Genomic DNA, 17,784 nt, shown 5'->3' with positions numbered 1-17,784 from the left:
GATGGGTGCCCGTGACCCACGACCCCTCGAACGACCGCCCGAGCATCGACGAGCTGAAGGCCGTGGCCCAGCCGCCCGAGCACATCGCTCGCTACAACGCCGAGCACTGGGCCGGGGCGCTCTACATCCGCCACCTGTCCATCTACGCCACGAAGGCACTGCTGCCGACCCGTATCAGCCCCAACGGCGTGACGTGGCTGATGATCGCCGTCGGGGTGCTGGGGGCGGCAGCCATCCCCTTCGGCGGCATCGTGGGTCCCATCGTCGCCGTCGTCGCGATGCAGCTGCAGATCCTGCTCGACTGCTCGGACGGCGAGGTGGCGCGGTGGAGGCAGCGGTTCTCCCCGGCCGGCATCTACCTCGACCGCATCGGTCACTACCTGACCGAGGCGGCGATCCCCATCGCGATCGGCCTCCGAGCCGACCAGTGGACCCTGTCGCACCCCCTCGAGCTCGGGGCCTACACGGCCGCGGGGCTGCTCGTGGCGGTCGTCGTCCTCGTCAACAAGGCCTTCACCGACCTCGTCATCGTGGCACGCGCCAAGACCGGGCGCCCGCTGCTCGACGACGTCGCCCAGACGGCCGCCTCGAAGGTGTCCGGCATCGCACGGGTGCGCCGTCTCGTGGGCCACCTGCCGTTCTTCCGGGCCTTCGTCGCCGTCGAGGCCAGTCTGCTGGCCCTCCTCGCCGCGGTCGTGGACGCCGTCCACGGGGACCTCGTCGGGACGCAGGTGCTCGTCGTGGTCATGATCCCGCTGGCCCTCGTCACCGCCGCCGGACACCTCGTCGGCGTCCTCACCAGCTCCAGGCTTGACTGATGCGCGCGGACACCCCCGACACCGACCGTCCTCTGGAGCCACAGCGGATCGTCCAGTGGGCCCAGCAGCACGGCGAGGTCGGTGGCGTCATGACGAGCCACCGACAGATGACCGAGGTGCTCCGGGCCGCCGGCCACGACGTCAGCTACGTCGACACCGGTTCGCTCGCCCGTGCCGTGCGGGCGGTGCCCAGCCTGCTGCGAGGACGTGCGCTCCACGTCCTCCACATCACCCGGCTGAACCGTGCGGCCCAGCTCGCCCCCGTTCTCGCGATGCTGCCCGGAACCAAGGCGCTCGTCCTGCACTCGGGGTCGACGGAGGGCCAGCTGACGGCCATGCGGCCGAGACACCGGGAGATGGTGCTGCGCGTGCTGCACGTCTTCGACGAGATCTGGGTCGTCAACGCCGCGATCCGCGACCTGCTTCCGAGCACGCTCGCCGCCCGCACCACCGTCGTCACCCCGTTCGACCCGCGGGGCGTGGCCAGCCGGGGAGCCCGGACGCGCGACCCGCACGCCGTCGCCCTGGCCACGAACGCCGGCCTCGCCCACTACAACGCCCAGGCAGGGGTCGAGGCGGTGCGCCGCGTGCGCGTCGAGTGGCCCGACGCCTCCCTGCACCTGCTCGCCTACGGCCACGACGGGGCCGAGCTGGCGCGTCTGCGCTCCGACGTGGCGCACCTCGACTGGGTGGAGCTCGACTTCGACCTGCCGTCCGAGGAGGTCAACGGCATCCTCGCCGGCTCCGGTGTCCTGCTGCGTCCGACGAGCTGGGACGGCGACTCCGTCATCGTCCGGGAGGCCCTGGCCATGGGGGCACGCGTCATCGCCAGCGACGCCTCACCGCGTCCCCGAGGGGTCGAGCTGGCGGGCCTGGACCCTGCCGAGATCGCGGAGGCCGTGCTCCGTGGCGGCCGCGTCAGTGACGGCGCCGGCCTCGTGGACACGACCCTGGCCGAGGCGGCCACGCAGGCGCTCACGACGTCGCGGTCGAGGGCGGCGCGGCCCAAGCGGTAGCCTCGGACGGCATCGCACCACCCCGACCAGCCGGCTCGGCCACACGCTGCTCCCAGCACCAGCGCCCCGCCCTCCAGGAGGAGACCTGTGTCTCAGAGGACCGTCATCACCTTCGGCACGTTCGACGTCTTCCACGTCGGGCACGTCCGCGTGCTGCAGCGTGCGGCGGAGCTGGGGGACCGGCTCGTCGTCGGGGTGTCCTCGGACGCGCTGAACCTGTCGAAGAAGGGGCGCGCTCCCGTCTTCAACGAGGACGAACGGCGCGAGATCATCCGCAGCCTCCGCGTCGTGGACGAGGTCTTCCTGGAGGAGTCCCTCGAGAAGAAGCGCGACTACATCGTCGAGCACCACGCCGACGTCCTCGTCATGGGCGACGACTGGGCAGGTCGCTTCGACTGGGTCAAGGACGTCTGCGACGTCGTCTACCTCCCGCGCACGCCGTCGGTGTCGACGACCGGCCTCATCGAGCACATCTCCAGCCTGTCCTGAGCCGGCGCCCCGCTGCGCCGATTGGGTCGCTCACGGGGCTGCCACTACCATCGTCGGGTGCCCCAGGTTCCCGATCACGACCGGACCCGGTCGGCTGCCGGTGAACGGGCAGGCTCGAGCGGGGAAGCGCCTCCCGGCGTCAGCGGGGAGGACGGCCTGCTGCTGCGGGTCATCAAGGACCGGCGCGTCGCCTTCCTCTTCGTCGGCGGCCTCAACACGGTCATCGGCACCCTGTGGTTCCTGCTCTTCGACTCGCTGCTGGGCACGAAGTGGAACGGCTACGGGCACTATCCCGCGCTCGTCATCACCTACGTGTTCTCGATCCTGTGCGCCTTCGTGCTCTACCGCCGGATCGTGTTCCGGGTCCACGGCAACGTGTGGCGTGACCTCGGCCGCTTCAGCACCGTCTACATCAGCGCATTCGTCGTCAACCTCGTGCTGCTCTGGGTCATGGTGCACGTCTTCCACTGGCCGGCCTTCCTGTCCCAGTGCCTCATCACGTTCATCACGACGCTGTTCAGCTGGTTCGGGCACAACCGCTACTCCTTCCGCCGGCCCGACCCGAAGCCCTCGTCCGACGGCCCCCACACCCTCGACGTCAACGCACCAGCCAAGGAGAAGTGAGCCGTGTCCCCGACCGTGTCCGTCGTCGTGCCCGCCTACAACAACGCCGACTTCATCGAGGCCACCCTCGACTCGATCCTGGCCCAGACGTTCACCGACTTCGAGCTCCTCGTCGCCGACCACTCCAGCACCGACGACACGTGGGAGCGGATCCAGCGCTACGCCGCAGACGACCGGGTGCGCCTCATGCAGACGCCCGCGGGCGGGGGCGCCCCGGCCAACTGGTCGCGCGTGACCCGTGAGGCGACGGGGGAGTACCTCAAGCTCGTCTGTGGTGACGACCTGATCGACCCCCGTTGCCTCGAGCTGCAGGTCGCTGCCATGGAGGCCAACCCGCAGGTCGTCCTGTCCGCGAGCCGCCGCACCCTCATCGACGCGCACGGCAACACCGTCGCGCAGGCGCGCGGCCTCGCCGGGCTGACAGGGCTGCAGCCCGGTCGCGTCGCCGCGAGGCGCGCCGTCATCGTCGGGTCCAACATCTTCGGTGAGCCGGCCTGCGTGCTCATGCGTCGGGCCGACTTCGAGCGCGCCGGTGGCTGGGCCGACACCGAGCCGTACGTCATCGACCAGCAGACGTTCTGCAACGTCCTCATGCTGGGGGACTTCTTCGCCCTCCCCGAGTCGCTCGCGAGCTTCCGGCTCAGCGCCTCGCAGTGGAGCGTCGACCTCGCCCGCCAGCAGTCCGACCAGGTCGTGAGGTTCCACCACCGTCTCGCCGACGAGAACCCCGGCCTGCTCTCGCGCACCGACCTCCTGCGTGGGGACAACCTCGCGCGGGCCATGGCCTACGTCCGTCGTCTCGCCTACATCTGGCTCGGCCACAAGATGACGCCGCCCGACCTCGTGCGCGACCAGGTCGAGGCCTGAGTCGGTCGGCAGCAGCCGATCCCTTAGTCTCGTACCGTGTCAGACCCCATGACTGCTCCGCAGCCCGATCACGTGCACCGGATCTCGGTGGTGACACCCGTCTACAAGGGTGAGCTGACGCTACCGACCCTCGCGCAGGAGATGGTGGCGCTGCGCGGCGAGCAGGTGAGCGAGGACGGGCACCGCTGGGAGCTGACCGAGTGGCTCCTCGTGCACGACAACGGACCCGACGCGTCGGCCGACACCATCGCCGCCCTCGCCGCCGACCAGCCGTTCGTGCGCCCGATCTGGCTGAGCCGCAACTACGGTCAGCACCCGGCCACCCTCGCCGGCATGGCGTCGAGCAGCGGTGACTGGATCGTGACCCTCGACGAGGACGGTCAGCACGACCCGGCCGACATCGGCCGGTTCCTCGACGTCGCGCTGCGCGACAACGCCCACCTCGTCTACGCCGAGCCCACCAACGAGGCGCCTCACGGCATGCTGCGCAACGCCGCGTCCAAGGGCGCCAAGTGGGTCTTCGCGAGCTTCCTCGCCGGCGGCGCGGTGCAGACCTTCCAGAGCTACCGCCTCGTCCTCGGCGAGCTCGGGCGCAGCGTCGCCGCGTATGCCGGTGCGGGCGTCTACCTCGACGTGGCCCTCGGCTGGGTCGTGGGTCGCATCTCCCACGTCGACATCGAGCTGCGGGAGGAGGGCGGGAGGCCCTCGGGCTACAGCATGCGACGGCTGCTCTCGCACTTCTGGCGGCTCGTGCTCTCGAGCGGCACGCGGGGTCTGCGGGTCGTGAGCGCGCTCGGTGTCGTCTTCGGGATGTCGGGCGTGCTCTTCGCGCTCTACCTCGTGATCTCGTCGGGGATGGGACGACCCACTCCGGAGGGTTGGACCTCCAACATGGTCGTCGTCCTGCTGAGCACCGGTGCGATCCTGTTCTCCCTCGGCATCATCGCCGAGTACGTCGGGGTCGCCGTAGGCATGGCGATGGGCAAGCCTCCCTACCTCATCATCAGCGACCCGAAGAACGGACCGCTCGGTCGGCGACCCGGATCGCGATGAGCACGCCCGCGATGAGCCTGCGGTGAGGAACGACACGGCTCCGCTCACCTGGGTCGTCGGTGCCGGTGGGCTGCTGGGGCAGCACGTCGTGCGAGCCCTGCGGGGGAGGGCCGTCCTCTTCGATGCCCCCCGGATCCCCTGGGGTGACCCGGACGGGGCCGGACGCCTGCTGAACGACACCGCAGCCCGTCTGGTCTCCACGGCAGCGGGCCGGCCCTGGCAGGTGGTCTGGTGCGCCGGCGCCGGCGTCACCGGCACGTCGGCAGCGACGTTCGAGACGGAGCACGACCTCCTGGTCAGCGCACTCCGAGGGCTGTCGGGACCGCGGCCCGACATGGCGCAAGGAGTGTTCTTCCTCGCTTCCTCCGCCGGTGGCGTCTATGCCGGGGCGGGGGCCTCGCCCTACGACGAGTTCTCCCCGACCAGGCCGCTGGCCGACTACGGCTGGGCGAAGCTGCGCGCCGAGGCGACCGTCGCACAGTGGGCTCGTGGGGCCGACGGAGGGTGCGCGGTCGTCATCGGACGCATCGCGAACCTCTACGGCCCCGGCCAGAACCTCGCCAAGCCGCAGGGCCTGGTCTCGCAGCTGTGCGCTGCCCACCTCGAGCGCCGCCCGGCGTCGATCTGGGTCTCGCTCGACACCCTGCGCGACTACATCTACGCGCCCGACTGCGCCCAGATGGTGCTGGACTGCCTCGACCGCGCGCGCGTCGAGCGGGCTGCGCAGGACCTCGGGGAGTCCCTCGTCGTGACGAAGATCCTCGCCACCCAGCGGGCCATCACCATCGGCGCCGTCATCGCCGAGCTCCGGCGGATCTTCCGCAGGCGCCCGGCCATCGTCCTGGGCGCCTCGCCCGTCTCGGCGCTCCAGGCGCGCGACCTGAGCCTGACGTCGCACGTGTGGCCCGAGATCGACCGGCGGACGCTGACGACGTTCCCGGCCGGGGTGTCCGCGACCCTGCAGGACCTGCAGAAGCGGCTACAGCTCCGCTCCCACTGAGCGCCCGGGCTCGGTCTCGCCCGCGTCCGCCTCCTGGGGCGTGTCACCGTCACGGCCTGCCTGCGTGGACCTGTCTCCGCGCGCCGACGCGTCCTCAGATCGGTCGGTCGGCCCGCTTGGCCCGGTCGGTTCGGTCGGTTCGGCGGCAGGCGTCACGGACGAGGTGCTGCGGCGTCGGCGCACGGCTGCGACCACGACCCACCCGAGCGCCAGGAACGCGGCTGCGCCCAGGGTCACCAGCTCGAGCCCCCACCCCGGTGGGCTGAACGACACCGTCACCTGCTGCCCGGCAGCCCCGGCCGGCACGGCGACCGTCACGAGGTAGCCGTCGGTCGGGTCCACGAGGGACGCGCCGGTCGCGGTGTAGCCGGGCCACTGCAGGCGACTCAGCACGACGCGGCCGCCCCCGGCAGGCACCTGGTCGACCGTGAAGGTGACCGAACGGGCGTCCCGGCTCGTCTCCGAGACCCTGACTCCGTCGGAGGCCCAGGTGACCCCACCGGCCGGGGGCAGCACGCGGTCGCGGACCCAGGTGACGGCATACGTGCTGCGGTAGGCGACGTGCCATCCTGCCGGCGGCTTGTCCAGGCGGGCGGCGCTGAAGTCCTTGCGCAGCAGCTGGAGCGTGCTCACCGAGAGCAGGTCGGCGCGGACGCTGCCGGTGGACGGGTCGGTCTCCATCAGGGCGGTCAGGCCGCGCGGGCAGAGGTTGCCGCTGTAGAGCACGCAGAACCGTTTGGTGTAGGTCTCGTAGCCGATCGTCGTGTACGTGCTCTGCACCGGGTGTGGGCTGAGGTACCACGAGCTGGCCATCAGGAAGTCGCGGCTGGCGGCAGGGTCGGCGACGAGGACCTTCTCGATGTTGCCGATGGCGATCGTGTCACCCTGCGCCGCCGACGCGGGGCGCGCGTAGGCGCTCGTCGCGGCCGGCATGTTCCGGTCCTGCGACGACGGGCTGGGGAAAGCCTGGAGCTGGACGGCGAGGACGACGACGCCCCAGACCGCGACGAAGGCCAGCGCCGCGGTCGTGCGTCGGTGGGTGCCCTCGGGCCCCGCCCCACCACGTGCCCGCAGGATCGCCCACGTGATCGTGAGACCGACGAGGACGAGGCCGGTCGCCAGGGCGATGAGCGAGCGGGCCTCCCACGTGCGCGAGACCGTGAGGTAGCCGGCCACGAAGGCGACGGAGAGCGCGGCCACCAGCCGTCGCACCGACGGGCGGGGAGCGCCCGCCCGGGAGAGGACGATCATCACGGTCAGCACCACGAGCAGCGTGACGATGGGCAGCACGCGCATCGGCCACCGGATGGGCCCGACCTGGTTGGGGCCGAGAAGCCACATGAGCATGACGAGGAGGACGAGGAGCAGGCCGGTCAGGTCGCGGACCACGGGCCGCAGACGGTCGAGCCGGACCCACACGAGCAGCGGCAGGAACCAGGCGATGTAGGCGGTGGGCTGCGTGCGGGCCGTGAAGGGCAGCATGGAGGTCATGACCCCGGACAGGGTGCCCTGAAGCCGCCCGTCGCTGATGATCTCGAAGCCGAGCCGTGTCGTGACGGGCGCTGTGAGCACCCCCGGGAGGTAGACGGTGACGGCCAGCAGCCCGCAGATGACGCCGACCATGACGACGCGCAGCGCGCCGCCCCAGCGACGGGACAGGGCGCAGTCGATGATCGTCGCGACGCCCACGAGGACGATGTAGAGCGTGCCGTAGACGTAGCCCACGGAGACGATGAGCCAGCCGAGCACGAGCACCGCGGCGGGGCTCGCCCAGCGCAGCACGCCGTCGGACCTGTCGGCGAGAGGGATCGCGACCCTGCGCAGCTGCCACCAGAACAGCGGGAGCAACGCCCACGTCATCTGGCCCGTGACCCACGACGGCGACTCGAGGTAGAGCGTGGCACCGCCCAGACCGGACGCGACGCCCGCGACGTAGGCGGCAGGCGGACTGGCACGGTAGGACCGGGCCAGGGCGTAGGTGCCGAGCGACCCTGCGACGAGGAGGCTGATCTTGACGAGCGTCGCGAAGACGACGGCGTTCGGGGTCAGGGTCGCGAGGAGTCCGATGAGGGCCGTGAGCGGGCTGAACAGACCCCACTGGCCCTCGGCCACGAAGTTGCCGGCGGCCCACACCTGCGGGTCGAAGAGGGGCCAGTGACCTGCCCGGAGCTGCTGGCCCAGGTGGTACCACTGGCCGAACGCGCCGATCTGCGTGTCACCGAAGAAGTAGAAGCGTCGCTCGTGCACGAGGGGCACGAGGGCTGCCACGACGGAGGTGGCGAGAGTCAGAAGAGCCCACAGGCGACCTCCGGAGTGGTCGACGGTCGTCTTCCGGGTCACCTGGCATCCATCCCTCTGTCGGCGGTCTCGAGTCGGCCGGGACCACCACGGCGCCGGGCGTCTCGGACGCCACGACCGCCCGAGGGCGCCGACCACCCCGACAGCCTAGTGCGTCATGCACCTGAGGCCGACCTGTCATCGGCCCGTCGAGGGCCGCGGAGGGGGTCCAGGGGGACTGGCAAGCCGGCGGTGGCCCGGAACCCCCCGACCATTCGGGACGACGTACTGTGACGAAACGGACATAACGCCCACATCCAAGAGGTTCCGAGATGCCGTCACCCTCCCGCCCGTCCGACCACCCATCCGACCACTTCCGTCCCCACGAGCAGGACGGGCGCCCCGGACGGGTCGTCCGCCGGGGCATCCGCCGAGCGGCCCTCGCGGGCCTGCTCCTCGCGCTGCTCGGTCCGGTCGCACCGAACCCGAGCTGGGCGGCGCCCGCCGGCGCGTCGCAGCCGCCCGCCGGCCCGGGCTCCCTCGGCGCACCACGCGGCCCGGCCTCCGCAGTCGCGGCACAGGGCCCGCCGGTGGCGCCCCGACTGACGCGACTGCCGATCCCGCACGTCCCTGCCGACAAGGCCGGCGCCGTGTCTGCCTCGGGTGATCGCGTCACCGCGGCCACGACGCGGGTCGGGATCCCCTTCGACGTGGCCGGCGTCACGTTCACCGGCGCCGCTCCCGCAGGCATGCGTATCGAGCTGCGCACCCGCACCACGCACGGCTGGGGCGCATGGCTGCCGGTCGACGTGGACTCCGAGGACGGGCCCGACCGGGGCTCGCGCGAGGCCCGTCGTCAGACCGCCGGGTCCGCGGCCGTGACCGCCGTCGGCTCGGACGGCATCGACGTCCGTGTCTCCACCCGAGGCGGCGTCGTCCCGCCCGACCTCACGCTGAGCGTCGTCGACGGCGGCAGCGCTCCGAGCGACGCGACGCTGGCACCCCAGGTGCCGGCGGACTCGCCGTCGGTGGACGGCTCCGCGCCGGCGACCGCGGCCGCGAGCCTTGCCACCGCAACGGCATCCGTGAGCGCTCCCGCGATCGTGTCGCGCAGCGCCTGGGGCGCCGACGAGCGGCTCATGCCGTGCCAGCCCGACCCTCTCGCCGGCTTCAAGGCCGCCGTGGTGCACCACACGGTCAACGTCAACACCTACACGTCGGCCGAGGCCCCGGCGCTGATGCGCAGCATCTTCGCCTTCCACACCCAGAGTCGCGGCTGGTGCGACATCGGCTACAACTTCCTCGTCGACCGCTTCGGGCGCATCTACGAAGGACGCAAGGGCGGCCTGTCCGGCTTCACGCAGGGGGCCCAGGCCGGCGGCTTCAATCAGGAGACGCTCGGCGTCTCGGTGATCGGGGACTTCACCTCGGTGCCGTTCCCCAGCGCGGTCCGGACCGCGGTGGCCAGGGTCGTCGCGTGGCAGGCCGACCGGAGCGCCTTCGACCCCGCGTCCTCGGTCACCCTCACCTCGGCCGGCAGCACCCGCTACGAAGCCGGAGTGCGCGTGACCAAGCCCCGGGTCATGGGTCACCGCGACCTCAGCCTCACGAGCTGCCCCGGCGACGCGGCATACCCCCAGGTCCCCGGGATCCGTTCGGCTGCCGCGACGCAGTGGCGCGCCGGGCAGTATGCCGGCCGGCCCGGCCGCTACACGCCTGTGGCCGCGCGTCGCTTCGTCGACACCCGGAGCGGGCTCGGCGCGCCGCGGGCACCGCTCGCCGCAGGGGGCACCATCACCATCCGTCCGTCGGGGCTGCCGTCGGACGTCACGGCGGTGACGCTCAACCTCACGACGACGGCCGCCACGCGAACCACCTCGGTCGCGGTCTTCCCGGCCGGTCTGGCGCCCCGCAGCTCGTCGGTGCTCAACACCGGCCCCGGGCGGACCACGGCCGCCGCGGTGACGGTCGGTGTCGGCGCCGGCGGAGCGATCACGCTGCGCAACGGCGGGGGCAACGTGCACGTCATCGCCGACCTCGCGGGCTACTACTCGACGGGCTCGTCCTCGGGCCTCGTGGGCAGCTTCCGTCGGGTGCTCGACACCCGTTCCGGCCTCGGGGCTCCGGCACAGCGCGTGGAGCCCTCGCGTCCACTCACGGTGACCGTGCCGAACCTGCCCGCGGGCACTCGTGCGGTCAACCTCAACCTGACCGTGACGCGCACGCAGGGGTCGGGTTACCTCACCGCGTATGCCGGCGGGTCGGCCCGGCCGTCGACGTCCAACCTCAACTTCGTGAAGGGCCAGAACGTCGCCAACCTCGCGACGGTGCCGGTCGGCCCGGGCGGCACCGTGACGATCCACACGACCGCGCCGACCGACGTCGTCGCCGACGTGGCGGGTGTCTTCGTGGCCGGCAGCGGCTCGCGGTTCACGCCGGTCAGCCCGCGGCGGGTGCTCGACACCCGGTACGGATGGGGAACGCGGTACGGCTCGCTCGGCGGCGGACGAAGCCTGGCGGTGTCGGTGGCCGGCGTCCCCGGGTCGGCGAGCGGGGTCGCGATGTCGCTCTCCGCGACGGGCGCCACGCTGCCGACGGCCCTCACGGTCTATGCGACCGGATCGCCGCGACCTGTCACCTCGAACGTCAATGTCACTCCGGGACAGGCGATCTCGGGACTCGCGGTGTCGGGCATCCGGTCCTCGAGCGTGTCCGTGAGCAGCACCTCGGGCTCGGTCGCCGTCATCGGCGACCTCATGGGCTACTACGGAGGGTGAGGGCGGGGATCGGGCCCCTCCATGCGGAGGGGCCCGATCCGCACTGCGCCGGGCTAGAGGTCGCTGATGAGCTCGGGCTCGGTGCGCTCGCGCACCTCGGCCTCGGTCACGCCGGGCGCGAGCTCACGCAGCACGAGTCCCTCGGGCGTGACGTCGAGGACGCACAGGTCGGTGATGATGCGCTGGACGACGCCACGGCCGGTGTAGGGCAGCGAGCACTCCTTGACGATCTTGTAGGAGCCGTCCCTCGCGTTGTGCTCCATGAGGACGATGACCTTCTTGGCGCCGTGGACGAGGTCCATCGCGCCACCCATGCCCTTGACCATCTTGCCGGGGATCATCCAGTTGGCGATGTCGCCGCCCTCGCTGACCTGCATGGCACCGAGGATGGCTGCGTCGACCTTGCCGCCGCGGATCATCCCGAAGCTCGTCGCCGAGTCGAAGAACGCGGCACCCTTGCGCAGGGTGACGGTCTCCTTGCCGGCGTTGATGAGGTCGGGGTCCTCGTCGCCGTCGAACGGGTAGGCGCCGACGCCGAGGATGCCGTTCTCGGACTGCAGCACGATCTCGACGTCGTCGGGCACGTAGTTGGGCACGAGGGTCGGCAGGCCGATGCCGAGGTTGACGTAGGCGCCGTCGGCCAGCTCGGCGGCGGCGCGGGCGGCCATCTGCTCACGGGTCAGAGCCATGTCAGGCCTCCTGCTCGGTGGTCGTGCGCGGGCGGACGGTGCGGCGCTCGATGCGCTTGTCGGCGGCCTGCTCGGCGGTCAGGGGGAGCACCCGCTGCACGTAGATGCCGGGCAGGTGGATCTCGTCGGGGTCGAGCTGTCCGGGCTCGACGAGCTCCTCGACCTCGGCGACCGTGACGCGACCGGCCATGGCGCAGAGAGGGTTGAAGTTGCGGGCGGACTGGTTGAAGACGAGGTTGCCGTGACGGTCGCCCTTCGCCGCGCGGACGAGGCCGAAGTCGGTCGTGATGGCCTCCTCGAGCACGAACGTCCGCGTCTCGCCCATCCAGTCGAAGTCCTGGGTCTGCTTCGGCGGGGAGGCGACGGCGATGTTGCCGGCGTCGTCGTAGCGCCAGGGGAGTCCGCCCTCGGCGATCTGCGTGCCGACACCGGTCATCGTGAAGAAGGCGCCGATTCCGGAGCCGCCGGCCCGCAGCCGCTCGGCGAGCGTGCCCTGCGGCGTCAGCTCGACCTCGAGCTCGCCGGAGAGGTACTGCCGCTCGAACTCCTTGTTCTCACCGACGTAGGAGCTGACCATGCGGCGGATGCGCTTGTCGCGCAGCAGGATCCCGAGACCCCAGTCGTCGACGCCGCAGTTGTTCGAGACGGCCTCGAGGTCCTTCAGGCCGGTCTCGTGGATGGCTGCGATGAGCACGGATGGGATGCCGCAGAGGCCGAAACCGCCGACCGAGAGCGACATTCCGTCGCTGATCCCGGCGATGGCCTCCTGGGGGGTGGAGACGACTTTGTCCATGGCCGGACTCTATCCGCGCGGACGGAGCCGGACGGCGTGGGGTCGCCCCACACGCCCGCCCCGACCTGTGGTCGCCGAGCACGTATGCCGGCCGGCAGGCACACGTCGTGACCTTGCCTCGGGTGCGCCTGCCGTGGCCGACCCGAATGACAGTCGTGTCATTCCACGGAGGACAGAAGAACACCTCTGTAATTCGTCGGACCGGCTTGTGGTTGGTGTGACTGGAGTGCATAAATGGTGCGGGAGTAAACCCGGATCACCGCTCGTCCACGTCTGTCGAAGAGGTTCACCATGGCCCTGCGCCGACGCCCGCTGGGCCTCGTCCTCGCTCTTCCCGCGCTCACGGTGCCGATGGTGGCGGAGCCGGCTGCGGCGGTGCAGGCGCCCCCGACGCGGACGTTGCCCAGCGGTCTCGACGTCTACGTGCCCTACCAGGCCCAGACGATCTGCGACCCGGTCGCAAGGCCTGGGGTGCTGGCGTTCGCGCGGCTCATGACGTCCCACTACGGCATGGGGTCGACGGGTCTCATCGGCCGGACGTGCTCCAGCGGTCCCTCCGAGCACTACGACGGCCGGGCGTGGGACTGGATGCTGAACGTCGACAACCCGTCGCAGGAGGCCGTCGCGCAGTCGGTCCTGGCGTGGCTCACGGCGCCGGACAAGAACGGCGTCAAGGGCGCCATGGCTCGCCGCTTCGGGATCATGTACATCATCCACAACAGGAAGATGTGGCGCTCCTACGCCACGGAGCGCGGGTGGGCGCCCTACTACGGCAGCTCGCCGCACACCGACCACATCCACTTCAGCTTCAACTACGACGGCGCTGCAGGCCGCACCTCCTGGTGGACCGGCGTCCCCACCCGCAGCTACCTCACGTCGCTCCCGCGTGCCGGCTCGACCCTCCCGACGACACCGCCTGTGACGCCGACCACTCCCACGACCCCCGTGCCGGCGACGCCCGTCGTGCTGTCCCCGGGCATGCGGTCCGAGGCGGTGCGCCAGCTGCAGGTCCGGCTCGGCAACCTGCCGACCACCGGGTACTTCGGTGACCAGACCAAGGCGCGCGTCATCGCCTACCAGGCGTTCGTCGGGCTGCCGCGGACCGGGACCGCCGACCTGCGCACGCAGGAGATCCTCACGGCGCGTGGCTGGAGGAGCGTCACCGTCGCCTATCCCACCCTGAAGCCCGGCACCACCTCGGGCGCGGTCAAGACGTTGCAGGCCAAGCTCGGCTCGCTGCCGACGACGGGCTACTACGGGAGCCTGACGCAGGCACGGGTCACGGCCTACCAGAAGTTCGTCGGGCTGCCGCAGACCGGTGTCGCCGACCCGGTGACCCAGGCCCGGCTGTGGGTGCGCGGGTGGACCGGCACCGCCGCTGCGCCAGCGACCCCGGCGACCCCCGCGACGACCTATCCGACCCTGCGACTCGGCATGACCTCCGCCGCCGTCAGGACCCTGCAGGCAAAGCTCGGGTCGCTGCCGACGACGGGCTACTACGGCACCATGACCCGCGCGCGCGTTACGGCCTACCAGAAGTTCGCGGGCCTGTCCCAGACCGGTGTCGCGGACTCGAGGACGCAGCAGACTCTCTTCGCGCGCGGCTGGTCCGGCGTGGCCAGCACGTCCCGGACGGTCGCCCTCACGAGCCCGTCACACACGGATTCCCTTGACACCACGACGCTTCCGGCGGTCACGACCGCCGACCTTCGCACCACCACCAGCGGGAGGGGCCCCCTCATGACCACCTACGCCAGCACGTCGTCTCGCACCAGCGCCGGGGTGGCGAGCGTGGACATCGGCACGAGCTACACCGCCTACAAGAGCCTGACCCTGGCGACCGGCTCGCGCGGCGCCGCGGTTCGGGTCCTCCAGCGCGCTCTCGGCGGCCTCGCCGTCGACGGCGTCTTCGGGGCGGTGACGCGCGACAAGGTCGCCTCGCTCCAGCGCTCGCTGGCTCTGCCGCAGACGGGTGTGGTGACGCCCGAGGTCTGGGACGTGCTCGAGGCGCGCGACTTCCCGTTCGTGGCCGACCGCTCGACGGTGCTGCGTGCTGGCGACACCGGCCCGCAGGTGGTGGCCGTGCAGCGGCTCCTCGGGGTCGGTCAGACGGGTGTCTTCGATCTGGCGACCCGTGAGGCCGTCAAGACGGCGCAGGCACGGGCGGGGCTGGCGAGCACGGGTGTCGTGGCTTCCCGGACCTGGTCGCTCTTCGACCGACTGTCCGCGTAGCTGACTGCGGCTCAGGCGCTCTCGCGCGCATCGACGGTGACGGCCTCGGACGCGAAGCGGTCGGCGAGGTCGGTGCGGTCACCGCGCACGAGCACGACCGACCCGTCGACGGCCCACGCGGCCAGGGCCAGGTGGAGCACCTGCTCGAGCCCGCCCGCGAGGGCGACACGGGGCGAGGGGCCCCACGCCTGCTCGACCACGACGAGGTCGCCGTATGCCGTGTCGACGCCGGCCGCAGCCAGGGCGACGTCCCCGGGCTCGGCATCGGACATCGGGGAGAAGAGGTCGCCGTGCGTGGCGAGCTCACGGGCCTCGTCGACGGCGCCGGGCGCCTCGGCCGCCTCCGGGTGGCTTCGGGCGAGCGCGGGGAGCGAGACGAGCACGGCGTCCCCGCCGTGTCCGGCAGCGGCAGCGGGGGAGTCCGTGACGAGCACGTCGGCCCCGAGCACGTCGGCCCCGAGCGATGCGTCGCCGACGACGACCGTCGCGCCGACGGACCACGTGGCGAGCGCCCAGTAGAGCGAGCGCCAGTGGGCGGGCAGGTCGAGGCCGACCGTCGTGCCCGGCCCGGCGGCCGCGTCGTCCTGGAGGAGGTTCGCGGCCTTGGACACCCAGTTGACGAGGACGCGGGCGCTCAGCTCGATGCGCTCACCGGCGGTGGGCCCGGGCCCGTCGTCGTACCAGGTGAGCCGGGGCCGGCCGGGGTCGGACGCGACCATACGGCCGAGCACCTCGGCGGGCAGGAGAGTGGTCGTCATCGGGCGGGGCCTTCCAGCGCACGCACCATCAGCTGTTCTTCGCTCCCTCGACCGTGGTGCCGGGCGGCGGTTCGGTGAGCGGGTCGTCGTTCTTGAGGGCCGTGAACAGGGCCTTGGCCCGCTGGGTGTCCCACTTGACCGCGAGGGCACCCGAGCTCGTGCGGTAGGCGAGGTCGGACGTCGGCACCGAGAGCGAGAGACCCTGGTCGTTGCTCACGGAACGCATCGCCTGGAGCACGCGGACCGCATCCATGATGCCGGTCTCCGTGCCGACGGCGAGTCCGGCGGCCGAGGCGTCGGCGAAGCTCTTGTAGCGCCAGGGGATGAGCACCGTCGCAGGTGTCGCGGCCTTCTTCATGAGGGCGCCGAGGAACTGGCGCTGCCGGGCGGCGCGGCCGATGTCGCCCAGCGGGTCCTCGTAGCGCGAGCGGACGTAGCCGAGGGCGTTGCCGCCGTCGAGGGTCTGGCAGCCCTTCTTGAGGTCGATGCCGGCCTTCTTGTCCTTCATGTTGCGCGCCACGCAGAGGTCGACCCCGTCCACGCTGTCGACGACGGCGGCGAAGCCACCGAGGCCGATCTCGACGTAGCCGTCGACGTGGATGCCGGTGGCCTGCTCGACGGTGGTGGTGAGGAGCTTGGGTCCGCCGATCGAGTAGGCGGCGTTGATCTTGTCCCGACCATGGCCCGGGATGGGCACGTAGGAGTCTCGGGGGAGTGAGACCATGACCGGCTTGCCGCCGCTCTCGGAGACGTGAACGAGCATGATCGTGTCGGTGCGGTTGCCGGCCGCGTTGCCCGTCGCGTACTTCTTGCGCTGCTCCTTGGTGAGCCCTTCGCGGCTGTCGGAGCCGACGAGCAGGTAGTTGTAGCCCGACGTGTCCGTGGGCCGTTCGCCGTCCGGGATGTTGTCGACCTTGTTGACCGAGCCCCACGCCTGCATGGGCACCCAGACCATGAAGCCGACCCACGCGAGGAGCAGCACGAGCAGTGCGACGAGGACGACCCGTCCCTTGCGCCGGCGGTGTCGCGGCTCGCCGGGCCCGGTCGGGCCCGTGGGCGCCCCACCGCGCTGCCGGGGCCCGCGGGTGTCGACGACGTCGGGGTCCCGCTCCTCGGCGTGCGAGGGAGCGATGGCTCCGCCGCTTCGCTTGGGGCGGCGCCGGGTGTCGACGGTGTAGGCGTCGTCGCGGCCGGGGCGGCGAGGAGTGCTCGGATCAGTCGGCATCGGCTGCCTTCACGCTCGGGGACGGAGGAACTTCGCCGGACAGTGTGTCAGCCGAACCTGTCGACTTCACGTGCTCGGACACCGGTGGCGCCTCGTCGAGGGCGATCCGTCGGGCCAGACGCGTGTAGCGGGTCTCCATCTCGCGGAAACGCTTGTACGTCGTGACGACGAAGCCGAGGAAGGCGACGGCGAGACCGTAGAGGATGAGGTCCGCGCCGCGGCCCACCCCCAGCGTCTTCGCGAGGTTGGTCCACGTCTTGCTCGGGTCGATGATCGAGTAGACGACGAGGGCGAGTAGCAGCAGCAGCCCGAGACGGCGCACCGCCTGGGTGCGCTGGCCGCTGCCGGCGAGCAGCCGCCACGCGATGACGACGGTCGCCAGGATGAGCAGGATCTGGATGACGCTCTGCCGGCTCATCGCCAGATCAGCTCCGCGAGGATGTTGACGGCGTTCCACAGCGACTGGCCCTTGGCCTTGCTGTAGTCGGTGTAGAGAATGTGCACGGGTTCCTCCGCGTAGGCGACCTTCGCGCCGTCGAAGCGCATCGAGCCGATCTGGGCGACGATCTCGGAGGCGTGGGCCATCCGGTTCTGGGTGATGTCGAGCTGCTCCACGACGTCGCGGTGCAGGACGCGCAGGCCGTTGTGCGCGTCGGTCAGGCGCGTGCCGGTCGTGGCGTTCGTGTAGGCGACGGCCGCCCGCAGCACGAGCCGCTTGCCGGCCGAGGCCTCGGTGCGCTCGTCGAGGAAGCGGGATCCGAAGACGACGCGCACGTCACCCTCACGGATGCGATCGAGCATGACCTCGACGTCGCGGATCTGGTGCTGGCCGTCGGCGTCGTAGGTGACGACGTAACGCATCGTCGGGTCGCCGAGGGCGTACTCGAAGCCGGTCTGCAGGGCGGCGCCCTGACCGAGGTTGACCGGGTGGCGCACCACGGCCGCCCCGGCCTGCTCGGCCAGGTCTGCCGAGGCGTCGCGAGAGCCGTCGTCGACGCACACGATGTTGGGGAAGACGGCGCGGGCCTCGCGCACGACGTCGGCGATGACGGCGGCCTCGTTGTAGAGCGGCACGACCAGCCACACGTCCTCGTTCTGCATGGACTCCAGCGTAGGGCCGCCCACGTGGTCCTCCCGACACGCGAGGTTGCGACGGCAGCACGCAC

The 17,784-nt window shown here is 71.4% G+C and carries 16 protein-coding genes; 9 read left to right on the top strand and 7 right to left on the bottom strand.

The features are described 5' to 3' along the window. Positions 1-11: 11 nt before the first annotated feature. The 7 genes from ABD831_RS18875 (at position 12) to ABD831_RS18845 (ending at position 5,867) form a co-directional block, all read left to right on the top strand. Entirely contained in the window at positions 12-818 is an 807-nt protein-coding gene (locus ABD831_RS18875) for a CDP-alcohol phosphatidyltransferase family protein (protein WP_344950337.1), read from the top strand. After that, positions 818-1,834 carry a glycosyltransferase family protein gene (locus ABD831_RS18870; RefSeq protein ID WP_344950334.1) on the top strand — a complete coding sequence of 339 codons (1,017 nt, stop codon included), beginning with the start codon at positions 818-820 and terminating at the stop codon, positions 1,832-1,834. Before ABD831_RS18875 ends, ABD831_RS18870 begins: the two co-directional genes overlap by 1 nt. Before the next feature lie 87 nt (positions 1,835-1,921). Next, positions 1,922-2,323, top strand: a complete 402-nt coding sequence (locus ABD831_RS18865; RefSeq protein WP_344950331.1) for an FAD synthase family protein — start codon at positions 1,922-1,924, stop codon at positions 2,321-2,323. 57 nt (positions 2,324-2,380) lie between these two features. After that, the gene (locus ABD831_RS18860; protein WP_344950328.1) at positions 2,381-2,947 is read left to right on the top strand and encodes a GtrA family protein; all 567 of its coding nucleotides are present in this window, start codon (positions 2,381-2,383) and stop codon (positions 2,945-2,947) included. Between the two features lie 3 nt (positions 2,948-2,950). Then, positions 2,951-3,814 carry a glycosyltransferase family 2 protein gene (locus ABD831_RS18855; RefSeq protein WP_344950325.1) on the top strand — a complete coding sequence of 288 codons (864 nt, stop codon included), beginning with the start codon at positions 2,951-2,953 and terminating at the stop codon, positions 3,812-3,814. Positions 3,815-3,862: 48 nt separating this feature from the next. Continuing rightward, positions 3,863-4,867 (top strand): glycosyltransferase, encoded by a 1,005-nt coding sequence (locus ABD831_RS18850; protein WP_185744882.1) that lies wholly within the window; start codon positions 3,863-3,865, stop codon positions 4,865-4,867. Between the two features lie 22 nt (positions 4,868-4,889). After that, the gene (locus tag ABD831_RS18845) at positions 4,890-5,867 is read left to right on the top strand and encodes an NAD-dependent epimerase/dehydratase family protein (RefSeq protein WP_344950322.1); all 978 of its coding nucleotides are present in this window, start codon (positions 4,890-4,892) and stop codon (positions 5,865-5,867) included. Here the strand turns inward: ABD831_RS18845 and ABD831_RS18840 are convergent. Further along, a complete protein-coding gene (locus ABD831_RS18840) occupies positions 5,847-8,207 on the bottom strand; it encodes a hypothetical protein (RefSeq protein ID WP_344950319.1) in 2,361 nt (786 codons plus the stop codon). The two genes, ABD831_RS18845 and ABD831_RS18840, sit on opposite strands and share 21 nt — an antisense overlap. Positions 8,208-8,476: 269 nt before the next feature. Here ABD831_RS18840 and ABD831_RS18835 point away from each other — a divergent pair, with 269 nt between their 5' ends. Further along, positions 8,477-10,921 carry an N-acetylmuramoyl-L-alanine amidase gene (locus ABD831_RS18835; RefSeq protein ID WP_344950316.1) on the top strand — a complete coding sequence of 815 codons (2,445 nt, stop codon included), beginning with the start codon at positions 8,477-8,479 and terminating at the stop codon, positions 10,919-10,921. 53 nt (positions 10,922-10,974) lie between these two features. Here the strand turns inward: ABD831_RS18835 and ABD831_RS18830 are convergent, their stop codons facing one another. Then, the gene (locus tag ABD831_RS18830) at positions 10,975-11,610 is read right to left on the bottom strand and encodes a 3-oxoacid CoA-transferase subunit B (protein WP_344950313.1); all 636 of its coding nucleotides are present in this window, start codon (positions 11,608-11,610) and stop codon (positions 10,975-10,977) included. A gap of 1 nt (position 11,611) precedes the next feature. After that, positions 11,612-12,403, bottom strand: a complete 792-nt coding sequence (locus ABD831_RS18825) for a CoA transferase subunit A (RefSeq protein WP_344950310.1) — start codon at positions 12,401-12,403, stop codon at positions 11,612-11,614. A 291-nt stretch (positions 12,404-12,694) separates the two neighbouring features. Here ABD831_RS18825 and ABD831_RS18820 point away from each other — a divergent pair, with 291 nt between their 5' ends. Then, complete coding sequence (locus ABD831_RS18820) at positions 12,695-14,635, top strand: peptidoglycan-binding domain-containing protein (protein WP_344950307.1); 1,941 nt, start codon at positions 12,695-12,697, stop codon at positions 14,633-14,635. Positions 14,636-14,646: 11 nt separating this feature from the next. Here the strand turns inward: ABD831_RS18820 and ABD831_RS18815 are convergent, their stop codons facing one another. The 4 genes from ABD831_RS18815 to ABD831_RS18800 are packed head-to-tail and all read right to left on the bottom strand — an operon-like array spanning position 14,647 to position 17,719. Then, a complete protein-coding gene (locus tag ABD831_RS18815; protein ID WP_344950304.1) occupies positions 14,647-15,393 on the bottom strand; it encodes a TIGR03089 family protein in 747 nt (248 codons plus the stop codon). Between the two features lie 28 nt (positions 15,394-15,421). Further along, positions 15,422-16,618: an LCP family protein gene (locus tag ABD831_RS18810; RefSeq protein ID WP_344950301.1), complete on the bottom strand. Its 1,197-nt coding sequence runs from the start codon at positions 16,616-16,618 to the stop codon at positions 15,422-15,424. After that, positions 16,608-17,036, bottom strand: a complete 429-nt coding sequence (locus ABD831_RS18805) for a DUF2304 domain-containing protein (protein WP_344950298.1) — start codon at positions 17,034-17,036, stop codon at positions 16,608-16,610. The genes ABD831_RS18810 and ABD831_RS18805 overlap by 11 nt, the downstream gene beginning before the upstream one ends. Then, positions 17,033-17,719: a glycosyltransferase family 2 protein gene (locus ABD831_RS18800; RefSeq protein ID WP_344950295.1), complete on the bottom strand. Its 687-nt coding sequence runs from the start codon at positions 17,717-17,719 to the stop codon at positions 17,033-17,035. Before ABD831_RS18800 ends, ABD831_RS18805 begins: the two co-directional genes overlap by 4 nt. Between the last annotated feature and the right edge of the window lie 65 nt (positions 17,720-17,784).

Source organism: Terrabacter ginsenosidimutans (genome assembly GCF_039539425.1).
In the GTDB taxonomy this organism is placed as follows: Bacteria; Actinomycetota; Actinomycetes; order Actinomycetales; family Dermatophilaceae; genus Terrabacter; species Terrabacter ginsenosidimutans.
This window is presented reverse-complemented; position numbering and strand designations above follow the sequence as displayed.